We start from the raw sequence: 13,570 nt of genomic DNA, 5'->3' as shown, positions 1-13,570 counted from the left end.
ATGCGGCCGCCGCCTTGCAGGAACTCCTCGGCGGCAAGTACGGCGAGATGTCCACGCTTGGGAACTACATGTTCCAGAGCTTCAACTTCCGATCCAAGCCGAAGCTTCGGCCCTTCTACAGCCTCGTGGCCGCGATCACCGCCGAGGAGCTCGGCCATGTGGAACTCGTGTCGAACGGCGTCGCCATGCTCGCCAACGGGCCGGACACCAAGGACGGCGATGCCGGCGACGGCGGCGACATTTCGGGCGCGCCCTTCGAGGACATGAAGGACATGCGCAACGCCGCGGCCTTCCTGTCGGCGGGCGGCGGGTCGATGCCGGTGAACTCCAACGGCGTGTCCTGGAACAACGACTTCATTACCACGACCGGCAACATCGTGGTGGACCTCCTTCATAATTTCCACCTCGAATGCGGCGCGCGCCTCCACAAGCTGCGCGTCTACGAGACCTTGAGCGATCCGACGGGCCGCGAGGTCTGCGGCTATCTTCTGGTGCGCGGCTCGGTGCATGCGCATGCCTATGCGCTGGCGCTGAAGAAGATCACGGGGGTCGACCTCGACAAGTTCCTGCCGACCCCGAACATCCCGCTGTCGAAGATCCCGGAGTGCCAGAAGTACCTCGACGAGGGTTCGCACCGGCGCCTCTACACGTTCAGCCCTAGCGACTACCGTGAGATGGCCGGCATCTGGGGCAACGGCGAGGTCGCGCTGCCCGACGATCCTCCGGGCGAGCTCGAGGTCGTCGACGGGATGCCCGAGGGCGGCAAGATCCATCAGCTGACGGGCATCCCGTCCGCCTTCACGCCGGACTACGCGCCGGAGGAAATGTTCGAGATCGCGCAGAAGCTCTACAAGGCTTCGCGCTGACCGGCGAGGCGGGCCGACCTGCTTCGCAGACGGCCCGTCTCCCATCCCACCTGCCAGACAGAGACCGGAGACAGCGACCCATGGTCACCACCGTCGGAACCGAAACCACCTTCGAGACCCTCGTCCAGAACCTCCTGATCCTCGAGCACGACGCGATCGCCGCCTACCAGTCGACGATCGAGCGCCTCGACGACCCGGCGGCAAAGGCGAAGATCGCCGAGTTCAAGGGAGACCACGAGGCCCACGTCGCCGAACTCACCCGCATGGCGGGTCAGCTCGGCGTCGCCGCCCCGCAGGAGGGCGATCTCAAGGAATACCTGACGACCGGCAAGGTCGCGCTGGCGTCGATCATCGGCGACCGGTCGATCCTGAAGGCCATGTCGACCAATGAGATCGAGACCCGGATGGCCTACGATCATGCCTCGAAGAACGCGGCAGCCAGCCCGGACGCGCAGGCCTACTTCGCCAAGGCCTATGCCGACGAGGATCGGCACAAGACCTGGATGGATGCCGCCGCGGCGGCCTGACGGCCTTTAGAGCCCGTCCGAAAAGTCCGCCGGGTCGGGTCGGCGGTGCTTTCCGCCACCCATTTCGTTGCCGATCCTCGCCGATGCCGCCGGCATCGACTGCGTTCGGCGCCTCATGGATGACGAAAATCCCTCGCCGAGCCTCCGCCGGGGACATCCCGGACGGGCTCCTACCGGAAGTAGCCCATCACCTGTTCCTGGACGCGCTGGAGCAATCCGGCGCGTTCGACGTTGGCGGCGGCGTAGAGCGGCTCCTCGCGCACCACCTGACCATCGCGCGTGATGCGCATCTGTGCCACGCGGCGGCCTTCGGGCACCGGGGCCTCGATCGGGCCGACCGGCACGATCTCCGTCTGGTAGGGTGAGCCCGTGCCGCGCGGCTCGATGAAGCGGATTTCGCCGGCCGCCTTGACGGGAACGCTCGGTGCCACGCCGCCCGTCACCGGCACTTCGCCGGCCGTCTCGTCGCCCTTCAGGATCACGACGTTCTCGAAACCGCGCAAGCCGAGCGTCATCATGGCGCGCGCCTCGGTGGCGCGCTCGTTGACGCTCTTCATGCCCGTCATCGCGAACACGATGCGGCGACCGGCGTCATCCTTCGCGGAGGCGACCAGCCCGTAGCCCGCCTCCGCCGTGTGGCCGGTCTTCAGCCCGTCCGCGCCGAGGCTGAGGAGCGGGTTGCGCGAGCGCTGGGTGATGCCGTTGAAGGTGAACTCCTCCTCCGAGAACAGCGGATACTGTTCGGGATAGGTGCGGATGATGTGGGTGGCGAGCGTCACCAGATCGCGCGCCGAGACGCGCTGGCCGGGATCGGGCAGGCCGTGCGGATTGACGAAGTGGGAATGCGTCAGGCCGAGTTCCTGCGCCTTCTTGTTCATCAGTTCGGCGAAGGCCGGCACCGAGCCGGCGATACCCTCGGCCGCGACGATCGTCGCGTCGTTGCCCGACTGGATGGCGATGCCCTTGATCAGGTCGCCGACGCTGACCTCAGAGTTCAGGGGCAGGAACATCGTCGAGCCGCCCGACGCCGCGCCGCCGGTGCGCCACGCGTTCTCGGAGACGGGGAAGGTCTCGTCGATCCGGATCGCGCCGCGCTTCAACTCGTCGAAGATGATGAGGAGCGTCATCAGCTTCGACAGCGAGGCCGGCGGGATCTCGTCGTCCGGGTTCTTCTCGAACAGTACCGTGTTGGTGCCGAAGTCGAGCAGCACCGCCGAGCGTGCGGCCGTCTCGAACGCATGGGCAGACGTCGACAGGCTCAGCACGACCAGAAGGGCGGCCAGCGGGCGCTGAAGGGTTCGGACGTTGAGCGCCATCGTTGTCATGCCGTGAAATCCTCATGCCGTGGGCGCGCCCCAGGGGCCGCGCCACATCCTCGCCCCGGAGGTTAATGAAATCACAGCAGAACTTGGTGAACGGCGGGTGAACGGCAACCGGGAAGGCTGCGAGCCCCGGTGAAAAGCCTGGGGCTGTGACAAGATCGCATGAGGAACCGCGGGGGCCCGCGGACCGCCGCGGGCGCCGCGGGCGCCGCCTCGCGCGTTCGATCAGCCTTCGAGTTCGGCCTTCAGCATTTCCAGTTCCAGCCACTCGTCCTCGGCCTTGGCGAGCGCGGCGCGGTTCGCCTCGCTCTCCTTGGCGAGCCTGGAGAAGCGGTCCGGGTTCTTGGCGAAGAGGGCGGGGTCCGCCATCTCGGCTTCCGCCTTGGCGATCGCCGCTTCCAGCTTGGCGATCTCCTTCGGCAGATTCTCCAGCGCGAACTTCTGCTTGAACGAGAGTTTGGTGCTCGGCTGCCCGGCGGGGCGCGCGGTGGGCGCCGTGGTGGTCGGCTTGGCGGCGGTCTTCTCGGCTTTCCGGGCCTCGGCCTGCGCGCCGCGCTTCTGCGCCGCCATGTCGCTGTAGCCGCCGGCATATTCGATCCAGCGTCCGTTGCCCTCCGGCGAGATGACGCTCGTCACCGTGCGGTCGAGGAAGTCGCGGTCGTGGCTGACGAGGAGCACCGTTCCGGGATAGTTGGCGATCAGCTCCTGCAGGAGGTCGAGCGTCTCCATGTCGAGGTCGTTCGTCGGCTCGTCGAGGACGAGGACGTTGGCCGGCGTCGCCAGCGTCTTGGCCAGCAGCAGGCGCGCGCGTTCACCGCCCGACAGGTTGCCGACAGGCGTGCGGATCTGCTCCGGCTGGAACAGGAAGTCCTTGAGATAGCCGGCGACGTGCCGCGGCTCGCCGTTGACCATCACCTGATCGCCGCGCCCGTCCGTCAGCGCCTCGGACACGGGGAGATCGTCGCGAAGGCTCGCGCGCTTCTGGTCGAGGAAGGCGAGGTCGAGATTGGTGCCAAGCCGCACCGTCCCTGCGTCGGGCTCGGCCTCGCCGATCAGCATCTTCAGGAGCGTCGTCTTGCCGGCGCCGTTCGGGCCGACGAAGCCGACGCGGTCGCCGCGCTGGATGCGGGTCGAGAAGTTCTCGACGAGAACCCGCTCGCCATAGGCCTTTTCGATCGCCTTCGCCTCGATCACGAGCTTGCCGCTCTCGCGCGTGTCGCCGACCTGCATCTCGACCGTGCCGGTCGCGCGGCGGGCGTTCTTGCGGTCGGCGCGAAGCTGGTGGAGGCCGGCGAGGCGCCGCTCGTTGCGCGTGCGCCGGGCGGTCACGCCGTAGCGCAGCCAGTGCTCCTCGCGCACGATCTTACGGTCGAGCTTCTGGAGATCGCGCTCCTCCTCCTCCAGCACCTTGTCGCGCCAGGCCTCGAAGCTGCCGAAGCCCTCCTCGATGCGGCGTACGCGGCCGCGGTCGAGCCAGACGGTGGCGCGCGTCGTCTTTTCGAGGAAGCGGCGGTCGTGGCTGATGATGACGACGGCCGAGCGGATCGAGGCGACCTCCTCCTCCAGCCATTCGATCGTCGGCAGGTCGAGGTGGTTGGTCGGCTCGTCGAGAAGCACGATGTCGGGCTCGGGCGCCAGCACGCGGGCGAGCGCCGCGCGCCGCGCCTCGCCGCCGGACAGGTCGACCGGCCGCGCGTCGGGGCGAAGGCCGAGACCCTCGATCAGGCGCGTCACACGGTAGGGATCGTCGGCCGGACCGAGCCCCGCCGCGACATAGGCCTCGACGCTCGGTGCATCGCCGAAGTCCGGCTCCTGCGCGAGATAGCGGATCGTCGCGCCCGGCTGGCGGAACACCTCGCCGCCGTCCGGCTCGACGGTGCCCGCCGCGATCTTGAGGAGGGTCGACTTGCCGGAGCCGTTGCGCCCGACCAGCGCGATGCGGTCGCCGGGCAGGACGCCGAGTTCGACGTCGGCGAGAAGGGGCGTGCCGCCGAAGGTCAGGCGCACGCCGTCGAGGCGAAGAAGCGGGGGAGGGGCCATGGCCGGCTTCTAGCCGATCGCCCGTCCGCTTGAAAGATCGGCGTCGGGATCGGGAAAGTGGGACAGCAGCCAGTCGCGAAACACGCGGACCTTCGGCACGTTGCGCCGACCCGGCGGGTAGCAGAGCCAATAGCCGCGTTCCGTCGGGCACAGAAGGTCGAAGGGCTGGTGGAGCCGGCCGGCGGCCAGATCCTCGCGATAGAAGAAGGGGGTGAGGATCGCCACGCCGTGACCAGCGAGGGCTGCGATCGATTCGAGATCCTGCCCGCCCATCTTGTGTCCGTCGTCGACGTCGAACCCCTCGCGCTGGATGCCGCCATGGGCGAACCATTCGTTCCACCATGGGTCGGTCGGGTCGATCAACGGATAGGACAGGAGATCGATGGGATCGTCCAAAGGTCGGCCGATTCTCGCGGACAGGGCGGGACTGAGCATCGGTGCGAAATCGGCGCGCAGGAGCTTGTGGGCTACGAGGCCCCGGCCGGGATGGAGACCTCCGCGGATCGCAAGGTCCACCGGCTCCCGGTCGAAGTCGCTGATGTCGCGCGTCGCGTGAAGCCGTACGGCGATCTCGGGATGATCGAGCTGGAATGCGTAGAGGTGGCTCGCCAGCCAGCCGGTCGCGAAGGTCGGGATGACGCTGATCGTCAGGACGCCGGATGCGCCGCCCTTCACCGCCTCGAAGGAGGCCGCCAGAAGATCGAAGGCGCCGCCCGCGTCGAGACCAAGGCGCCGCCCCGCATCCGTCAGTTCCACTTGCCGCTTGCCCCGTAGGAACAACGGCGTGCCGATCCGTTCTTCCAGAAGGCGGACCTGATAGCTGATCGCGGCCTGCGTCATGCCGAGTTCATCCGCCGCGCGGGTGAAGCTGAGGTGCCGGGCGGCGGCCTCGAAGGCACGAAGGGCCGAGAGGGGCGGAAGATGACGAGCCATGATGCATAAGGTCTCCTTATGCATCATGCGCGAGCTTCGATTGGATCGGCAAGAGGGTGTGGAGGCATGATCGGCCCCAGCGATCCTGCCGGAGACCACCCATGAAACACGTTCCGCCCGATGAGTTCGATGTCCGTCCACTGCATCGCGTCGTGCCCACACGAGCGTCGACGTGGCGAGAGCGCTTCGCTGCCTGGTGGTGGAGGCTCGGCTGGGATCAAAGGAGCTTACCCCAGACGCTGAACGCCGACATCCACGGCGACCATCCCAACGCACGCCCCGTGCGGGGGCGTGCCGACTGGGAGCGGCAGCTTTAGCGGCTCACTCCGCCGGCGTCGCCGCGCCGCCTTTGCCAAGCGCTTCGGCGGCCGCAAGGTCGCGCCGCAGCTGCTCCTCGCCCTCGGCCTGCGGCTTGGTGAGGCGGGCCAGCGCGAGGTAGGCGACCGGCGTCAGGAAAAGCGTGGCGATCGTCGCCAACCCGAGGCCGCCGACGATGACGTAGCCGAGCGAGACGCGCGCCTCGGCGCCCGCGCCGGCCGAGAAGATCAGCGGCACGCCGCCGACGATCGTCGCGATCATCGTCATCATGACGGGGCGCAGGCGGATGATCGAGGCCTCCTCGATCGCCTCGCGCACGGAGCGGCCCTCCTCACGTAGCTGGTTGGCGAACTCGACGATAAGGATGCCGTTCTTGGCCATGATGCCGACGAGGAGCACCAGCCCGATCTGGCTGTAGAGGTTCAGCGTCTCGCCGAAGAAGTCCATCGCGTAGACTGCGCAGGCGACGCCGAAGGGCACGGTGGCGATGATGATGAGCGCCGACACGAAGCTCTCGAACTGCGCCGCCAGCACCAGGAAGACGACGACGATCGCAAAGCCGAAGACGATGGCAAGGCCGCTCGACGTTTCCTCCAGCGTCGCCGCCTCGGCCAGCGGCACGAGGCGCACGCCGTCCGGCAGCTTGCCGGCGGCGAACGCCTGCGTCTGGTCCCAGGCCTGCTGGATCGAGAAGCCGGCGGGCAGGTCGGCGGACATGGCGACCGAACGCGACTGGTCCTCGCGGGCGAGCGTCGGCGCGACGGCCTCCTCCTTGATGGTCGCGATCGAGGACAGCGGCACGAAGCGGCCGTCGCCGGTCTTCATGAAGATATTGGCGAGATCGCCTGGGTCGTTGATTGGCTGGGACGTCGAGACGATGTGGATGTCGACGGCGCGGTCGTCGACATAGGTCGTGCCGATCTCTCGCCCGTCGAGCAGCGACTGAATGGCCGAGGCGAGCCCGTTGATGTCGATGCCGAGATCGGAGGCGCGCGTGCGGTCGATCTCGACCGAGAGCTGCGGCTGCGTCGTGTCGAAGGCGAGCTGCACCCGGCCCCAGCGCCCGTCGGCATTCATCGCTTCCTCCAGCGAGGTCGCCGCGTCCGAGAGTATCTGGTAGGTCGGCCCGGCCAGCGCGAACTGGAGACCGCGACCGCCGCCGCGGATGCCGAGCGAGTTCGGCTGGATCGCGCGCGCCTGGACGCCCGGAATATCGGCGAAGGCGCGGTTGAGCTCGGCGGCAATCTCCTGCTGCGAGCGCTCGCGCTCGCCCCACGGCGCCAGCGTCAGCACCATGAAGGCGCCGTTGCCGGTGCCAGTGCCGATGCGCGCGAAGACGCCGGTCGCCTCGCCGCTCGTCACGTACGGCAGCACGATCTCCTCGACGCGACGCATCTGCGTGTCGGTATAGTCGAGGCTCGCGCTCTGCGGCGCCGTGATGCTCATGAGGACGCTGCCGCGATCCTCGTTGGGGGTCAGCTGCTGCGGCAGGTTCTGGAAGGTGATGATCGCAGCGCCCGCGAAGATCGCCGAGACGACGATCACCGCCAGCGGATAGGACAAGGCCTTGCGCAGCGCACCGGCGTAGAGGGCGGCGAGCCAGCCGCCGAGCCGTCCGGCACCGCGCTTCAACGCGCCCGGCTGCGGCTCGTCCTTCGCCTCCGCCAGGACATGGGCGGCCAGCATAGGGCAGAGCGTCAGGGCGATGAAGGCGGACAGGGTCACCGAGATCGCCAGCACGAAGCCGAACTCGCGGAAGAGACCGCCCGCGACGCCCGGCAGGAACGAGATGGGGATGAACACGGCGGCGAGCGTCGCGGTCGTCGAGATGACGGCGAAGAACACCTCGCGCGTGCCGACGACGCTCGCGGCCCGCACCGTCAGGCCCATGTTGCGCCAGCGGATGATGTTCTCGAGCACGATGATGGCGTCGTCGACCACCATGCCGGTGGCGAGCACCAGCGCCAGGAGCGTGATGATGTTGACGGAGAAGCCGACGAGATAGATGCCCGCGACGACGCCGATCAGCGCGATCGGGATGGTGAGCGTCGGGATCAGCGTCGCCCGGAAGTTCATCAGGAACGCGTAGATGACAGCGACGACGATGACGATGGCGAGCGCCAGCGTCAGTTCGACCTCATGGATCGAGCCGTTGATGAAGGTCGCCTCGTCCGAGGTGACGATGACACGCGTACCCGGCGGCAGCGAGGCGTTGAGTTCGGTGACAGCGGCGCGCACGCCTTCCGAGATCGCCAGCGTCGACGACCCGGCCTGGCGGATGACGCCGAGGCCGATGCCGGTCTCCCCGTTGACGCGCGTCTTGGAGGCCGCTTCGTCCGGCCCGAAGCGCACGCTTGCCACGTCGCGCAGACGGGTCTGGGCGTTCAGGAGAACGGCGCCGAAGGCCTCCGGCGTCGAAAGTCCCGCGTCGGCGCGCACCACGAGGTTCTGCGTCGGCGACTCCAGCTGCCCCGCCGGTTGGTCGAAGGAGGCGTTTGCGAGCGCGTTCGATACGTCGCCGAGCGTCAGGCCCCGCGTCGCCAGCTCGTCGGGCCGGACATCGATGTAGACGAGGCGTTCGCGCTCGCCCGACAGGTCGACGTCGGCAACGCCCTCGACGGCGGCGATGCGGTCGGCGATGCGGTCGTCGACCAGCGTCGTCAGGTCCTCGATCGGCAGCGAGTTCGAGAGCACGGCAAGGCGCATGATCGCGTCGGCATCGGCGTCGGCCTTGACGATGCGCGACTCGTCCGCGTCGTCCGGCAGCTGGTTGGCGATGCCGGCGACCGCGTCCCGCACGTCGCTCGCTGCGACGTTGAGGTCGGTCGAGTCGGTGAATTCGACCGTGACGCGGCTCTGGCCAAAGCGCGAGGACGAGGAGATCGACGCGATGCCGGCGACGCGGGCGACGGCGCTCTCGATCGTGCTCGTCAGCTGCCGATCGACCACCTCGGCCGAGGCGCCCTGGAAGTTGGTGGTGACGGTGATCACCGGCCGGTCGACGTTCGGCAGCTCGCGGATCTCGACCGCGTTGAACGCGGCAAGGCCCGCGACGATGATCAAGAGATTGATGACGATGGTGAAGACGGGCCGACGGATGAAGAGCGAGGTCAGCGCCGTCAGGCCGTCCGGCTTGGCCGCGCCGCCGCTCATCGGGCGCTCGCCCCGCCCGGCGCGGCGATCGCGGCGCCCGCATCCGCCTGGCGGCCGGGAGCCGGGGTTTCGGCTGTCGGCGGATCCTGGTTGGAGGGCAGGGCGTCGATCCCCGTCGTCGGCCGGATGCGCACCGTGCCGCCCTCGCGCAGAAGCTGGACGCCTTCGGTGACGACCGTGTCGCCGGCCTTCAGCGTGTCGGAGGCGACGAGAACCGTGTCGACGTTGCGCTCGATGATCGCGATCGGCGCCTTCGAGGTCTTCTCGTTCGCGACGACCCAGACGAAGGGACCGGTCCGCTCCCACTGGACCGCCAGCGGATTGACCGCGAGATAGGACTGGCCCTCGAAGCCGATTTCGATCGAGAAGGACAGGCCGGGGCGCAGGCGATCGCCGTCGTTGTCGATCGTCGCTTCGGCGCGCAAGGTTCGGCTCGCCGGATCGAGGCGGCTGTCGAGCGCGGTGATGACGCCCTGATACGTGTCGCCCGAGCGGGTCGCGGGAACGGCCGAGACGGGGTGGCCGACCGCAAGCTGCGAGGCGAAGGCTTCCGGCGCGTCGAAAAGGATGCGCAGCTTGGAGCGATCGTCGACGGTCGCGATGAGCGTCGAGCCGTCGACCAGCGCGCCGACCTCGAGATTGAGGAGGCCGACATGTCCGCCGATCGGCGCGCGGATGCTGCGCTTGGCCAGCGCCACTTCGGCGGCCTGGAGGTCGAGCGCGGCGGCATCGCGCGCCCGGCGCACCTCCTCGAGCTGCACGGAGGTGATCGAGGCGCCGGTGGTGGACAAGGTCTCGTAGCGGCGGAGCTGATCTTCCGCGGTCGCGACCGCGATGCGTGCCCGGTCGACCGCGATGCGCTCGGCGTCGTCCTGCAGTTCGGCAAGCACGGCGCCCGCCTCGACCGCGTCGCCCGAGCGGAACGACAGGGACTTGATGATGCCGGTCGCGTCGGGCCGCACCGCGACCGTGCGCAACGCCTCTCCCGATCCGATGGCGCGAAGCCGGTCGCGCGTCACCAGGGGCTGCGCCTGTGCCACGGCGACGAGCGGCGCCTGACGCACGGCGCCCTGCCGCGCCTGCGTCGCGCCGACCTTGGGCTCGTCGTCCGCCGAGGACAACGCGCTGACCAGCGGCCTGAGCGCGCTCGGAAGCCGGTCGTCGGCAAGAAGGAAGCGTCCAGGGGCGGGCGAAAGATACAGCCACGCGCAGCCGGCAGCCGCGATCAGAAGGAGCGTGACGGCGATCTGGCGGAAAACGGCCATGGAAACCCTTGGTTGACGCGAGGGCCAACGGCCCAGGCTGCTCGATCTCGGCCCTCCGTCGGCTCCGCCGCGACGACGACGTTTCGAAGGTCCGTTTCGGACGGGGCCGAACTCCGGCCGTCCGAAGGGGCGCGGGGATGGCGGACGATAGACGATCGAGCGGGCGCTGCTGCCATAAATTTTGGTAAGGAAGCAGAACGAAAACGTGAAGGGCAACGAAACAGGGCCCGCCGATTGGCGGGCCCTGCTGTCCGTCGATGTGCTTGCGAAGCGACCGGTTTACTGGGCTGCCGGAGCCGCCGGGACGTCGCCCGGGTTGGCGACGCGCATCTGGTCGCGATTCTGGGCGTAGGTGTCGCGGTTGAACTCGGGCGCGTTCTTCAGCTGGTCCTGCGTGAACTGCGTCGTCAGCGTCAGCGAACCGCCGGAGTCGCGCATGAATTGGAGATTGTCCATCGCGACGGCCACCGGCTTGGCGCCGATGCCGAGGAAGCCACCGACGTCCACGATCACCGCATCGACCTGACCGTCCGGCGTCAGGGCGATGTCGCCAATCGAACCGATCGTCTGGTTGTCCGGGCCGTAGACCGAGGTTCCGATCAGGTTGTCCGCGGTCAGGTCGGCACCCGTCACCGGCGTGCCGACGTTGGCGGCCGGCGTGTTGCCGTTGGTCGAGGCCGTCGATTCCGTGCCCGACGAGGCCATGCCGGTCGAAGCCGCCATGCCGCTCGTCGCCGAGGCCGCCGTGTTCGCGGCGGTGTCCATCGCGCCCGACGCCATGCTGGCGGTGCCCGCGGCCATGCCGGTCGCGGCGGCGCCGGCAGCGCTCATCGAGTTGGCGGCTGTGTCGGCAGCCGTATTGGCGGCCATGCGGTTCTCGTTGGACTGGAAGGCCGGCGCGTTGGTCAGCTGCTCCTTGCTGGCCGCGAGGACCGCACGCGGCTCGCCCGACGGATCGGCGTTCATCGAGATGTTGTCGAACGGAACGCCGACATTCTTCTCGCCGATGCCGAGGAAGCCGCCGACGCCCACGACCACCGCCTGGACGCGGCCATCGGACGCGATCACGAGATCGTTGATGTTGCCGATGTTGTCGGCATCAGCCGCCGGACCGGAATAGACGTTGTCGCCGACGATGTCGTCCGACAGGAACTGGTCATTCGCGAGCGTCGCGACGTAGCCGTTCTGCTGCATGCCCTGGGTGGCCGTCGTGTTGGCGGCCATGTTGGTCGTCGAGGCCGGAGCCGTGGTCTCGGCGGCCATGCCGCCCGACGCCATGGTGCCGCCGGCCATGTTGCCGTTCAGCGTGTTGGTGGCGCCCATGTTGCCGGCGCTCGTGCTGTTGGCCGCCATGTTGCCCTGGCCGCTCATGTTGGTCGAGCCGGAGTCGTCCGTGGTGTTGCTGGCGACCGTGGAAACCGGCTGCTTGTTGACCGTGAAGGCCGGCGCCGCGGCGAGCTCGTCGCGCGAGGCGGTCAGGACGGCGCGTGGCTGGTTGTTCTCGCCCGTCGTCCACTCGATCTTGTTGTAGGGAACGGCGACGGTCTTCGACTGGTCGCCGAGGAACGAGCCCATGTCCACCACGGCGGCAACGACCGTGCCGTCGGCACCGACGATGAAGTTGTCGATCTCGCCCGCCGACTCGGCGTCCGCCGCGTTGGAGGCGTAGACAGTCTGGCCGTCGAGGTCGGTCACGAGGTGCTGGTCGGCGCCGAGCGACTGGACGTAGGCGATGTCGGCGGTCGAGCCGGCGGCGTTGGACTGCATGCCGGCGGACGAGGACGAGCCCATCGCTGAACCGGACGGTGCCATCGTGCCCGTCGGGGCCGCGTTCATCGCGGGCTGCTCGCCCGTGGTCGTGGTGGTGGTGGTCTGAGCGAGCGCGCCGGTCGCGAGGACGGCGGCCATGGCCGTGGTGGCCAGAAGTGTGCGGACCATCGAGGACTCCCCTGTATCGGTAACGAACGTCCGGCCGTTCATCGACAGCCGGACCGTTGAAGATGCGGGTTCAACCTGCGGCTGTTGCTAAGGTTCCCGGCTCACGAAAAGGAAAAGCCGACGTGAACGTCAGGCAAATGCGATCACGCCGAAGAACAGGAGAAGCAGGAAACCGACGAGAACGATCAGGATCAGCACCTTCGCGATGCCGGCCGACACACCCGCGACGCCCCGGAAGCCGAGAAGGCTGGCGATCGCCGCCACCACCAGAAGGATGACGATCCATTCGATCATGTTCGCAACTCCACAGGCTGAACTCGTTGCCGCGATGAACGGCGAGCGGATCGTCGGGTTCCAGTCGGCGCGAGGGTCGCACGCCATTTTCTCGGGCGTTCCGCGCCCCATATAGCGGCCAAGCATCGCAACGGAGCCTCAGCGCAGGTCATGAAAGTCCACGCCATCCTGAACCGGCACGGCGGCACCCTGCGCACCACGGATCTGGAGCTTCTCAGCGCCACCATCCGCGGCGAGTTCCAGGTCCACGGACATGAAGCGGAGGTGGAACTCGTCGAGGGACCCGAGATCGGCGAGCGCATCGAGGCGCAGGCGCGGCGGACGGACCTCGACGTGCTGATGGTCGGCGGCGGAGATGGAACCGTGTCCTCCGCCGCCGCTGCCGTGGCGGGCGGACCCATCGCGCTCGGCATCCTGCCCGCGGGCACGATGAACCTCTTCGCGCGCTCGCTGCAAATTCCGATGGGGCTCGACCCCGCCGTCAAGGCGCTCGCCAACGGGCGCATCGCCGAGGTCGACATCGCCAGCGTCAACGGGCGCTACTTCGTCCACCAGTTCGCCGTGGGCATGCATGCGCGCATGGTGCGGACCCGCGAGAAGCTCGACTACAGTTCGCGCATCGGCAAGATGTGGGCGAGCGCGCGTGCCGTGGTAACGGCCGCCGGCTCGCTGCCGATGGTGGACCTGCGTTTCGAGATCGACGGAAAGACGCAGGTGATCCAGACTCCGGCGGTCGCGATCTCCAACAACATCTATGGCGACGGGCATCTGCCCTACGCGGACGATCCGCAGGGCGGGAAGCTCGGCATCTACATCATGCGTGCCACGAGCCGCCTCGCGGTCCTCAAGACCACGGTCGACATGATGCGGGGGGCCTGGAAGGACAAGGAAAACCTCACCGTCATCACCGCCGA

The 13,570-nt window shown here is 68.3% G+C and carries 10 protein-coding genes; 3 read left to right on the top strand and 7 right to left on the bottom strand.

The window, feature by feature from the left end; all coding sequences use genetic code 11:
- On the top strand, nucleotides 1-866 hold an 866-nt coding region (locus tag QZ753_RS08945; protein WP_294642925.1), incomplete at its 5' end, for a manganese catalase family protein.
- A gap of 80 nt (nucleotides 867-946) precedes the next feature.
- Nucleotides 947-1,393 (top strand): DUF2383 domain-containing protein, encoded by a 447-nt coding sequence (locus tag QZ753_RS08940; RefSeq protein ID WP_294642923.1) that lies wholly within the window; start codon nucleotides 947-949, stop codon nucleotides 1,391-1,393.
- 170 nt (nucleotides 1,394-1,563) lie between these two features.
- Here the strand turns inward: QZ753_RS08940 and QZ753_RS08935 are convergent, their stop codons facing one another.
- From QZ753_RS08935 to QZ753_RS08905, 7 genes are all read right to left on the bottom strand, one after another.
- Complete coding sequence (locus QZ753_RS08935) at nucleotides 1,564-2,718, bottom strand: D-alanyl-D-alanine carboxypeptidase family protein (protein WP_294642921.1); 1,155 nt, start codon at nucleotides 2,716-2,718, stop codon at nucleotides 1,564-1,566.
- A 222-nt stretch (nucleotides 2,719-2,940) separates the two neighbouring features.
- Nucleotides 2,941-4,755, bottom strand: a complete 1,815-nt coding sequence (locus QZ753_RS08930) for an ABC-F family ATP-binding cassette domain-containing protein (protein WP_294642919.1) — start codon at nucleotides 4,753-4,755, stop codon at nucleotides 2,941-2,943.
- A gap of 9 nt (nucleotides 4,756-4,764) precedes the next feature.
- A complete protein-coding gene (locus tag QZ753_RS08925) occupies nucleotides 4,765-5,688 on the bottom strand; it encodes a LysR substrate-binding domain-containing protein (protein WP_294642916.1) in 924 nt (307 codons plus the stop codon).
- 321 nt (nucleotides 5,689-6,009) lie between these two features.
- Nucleotides 6,010-9,159, bottom strand: coding sequence for an efflux RND transporter permease subunit (locus QZ753_RS08920; protein WP_294642914.1), 3,150 nt, complete (start codon nucleotides 9,157-9,159; stop codon nucleotides 6,010-6,012).
- On the bottom strand, nucleotides 9,156-10,424 hold the full coding sequence (locus tag QZ753_RS08915) for an efflux RND transporter periplasmic adaptor subunit (RefSeq protein ID WP_294642911.1): 1,269 nt from the start codon (nucleotides 10,422-10,424) through the stop codon (nucleotides 9,156-9,158). Before QZ753_RS08915 ends, QZ753_RS08920 begins: the two co-directional genes overlap by 4 nt.
- Before the next feature lie 279 nt (nucleotides 10,425-10,703).
- The gene (locus QZ753_RS08910) at nucleotides 10,704-12,362 is read right to left on the bottom strand and encodes a PRC-barrel domain-containing protein (protein WP_294642910.1); all 1,659 of its coding nucleotides are present in this window, start codon (nucleotides 12,360-12,362) and stop codon (nucleotides 10,704-10,706) included.
- 129 nt (nucleotides 12,363-12,491) lie between these two features.
- Nucleotides 12,492-12,656, bottom strand: a complete 165-nt coding sequence (locus QZ753_RS08905; protein ID WP_082505607.1) for a DUF1328 domain-containing protein — start codon at nucleotides 12,654-12,656, stop codon at nucleotides 12,492-12,494.
- A gap of 150 nt (nucleotides 12,657-12,806) precedes the next feature.
- Between QZ753_RS08905 and QZ753_RS08900 the strand changes: the two genes are divergently transcribed.
- Nucleotides 12,807-13,570: diacylglycerol kinase family protein (locus QZ753_RS08900; protein ID WP_294642907.1), on the top strand; the 764-nt coding region annotated here is incomplete at its 3' end.

The organism is uncultured Aureimonas sp., from assembly GCF_913775355.1.
Lineage (GTDB): Bacteria > Pseudomonadota > Alphaproteobacteria > Rhizobiales > Rhizobiaceae > Aureimonas.
The sequence above is the reverse complement of the archived record's forward strand: the minus strand, read 5'-3'. Positions and strand labels throughout refer to the sequence as shown.

Bases quoted from the DNA above. Each gene is read 5' to 3' on its own strand.
- QZ753_RS08915 (WP_294642911.1), bottom strand. From the start codon at position 10,424: ATGGCCGTTTTCCGCCAGATCGCCGTCACGCTCCTTCTGATCGCGGCT.
- QZ753_RS08935 (WP_294642921.1), bottom strand. From the start codon at position 2,718: ATGACAACGATGGCGCTCAACGTCCGAACCCTTCAGCGCCCGCTGGCC.
- QZ753_RS08920 (WP_294642914.1), bottom strand. From the start codon at position 9,159: ATGAGCGGCGGCGCGGCCAAGCCGGACGGCCTGACGGCGCTGACCTCG.
- QZ753_RS08930 (WP_294642919.1), bottom strand. From the start codon at position 4,755: ATGGCCCCTCCCCCGCTTCTTCGCCTCGACGGCGTGCGCCTGACCTTC.
- QZ753_RS08940 (WP_294642923.1), top strand. From the start codon at position 947: ATGGTCACCACCGTCGGAACCGAAACCACCTTCGAGACCCTCGTCCAG.
- QZ753_RS08910 (WP_294642910.1), bottom strand. From the start codon at position 12,362: ATGGTCCGCACACTTCTGGCCACCACGGCCATGGCCGCCGTCCTCGCG.
- QZ753_RS08925 (WP_294642916.1), bottom strand. From the start codon at position 5,688: ATGGCTCGTCATCTTCCGCCCCTCTCGGCCCTTCGTGCCTTCGAGGCC.
- QZ753_RS08905 (WP_082505607.1), bottom strand. From the start codon at position 12,656: ATGATCGAATGGATCGTCATCCTTCTGGTGGTGGCGGCGATCGCCAGC.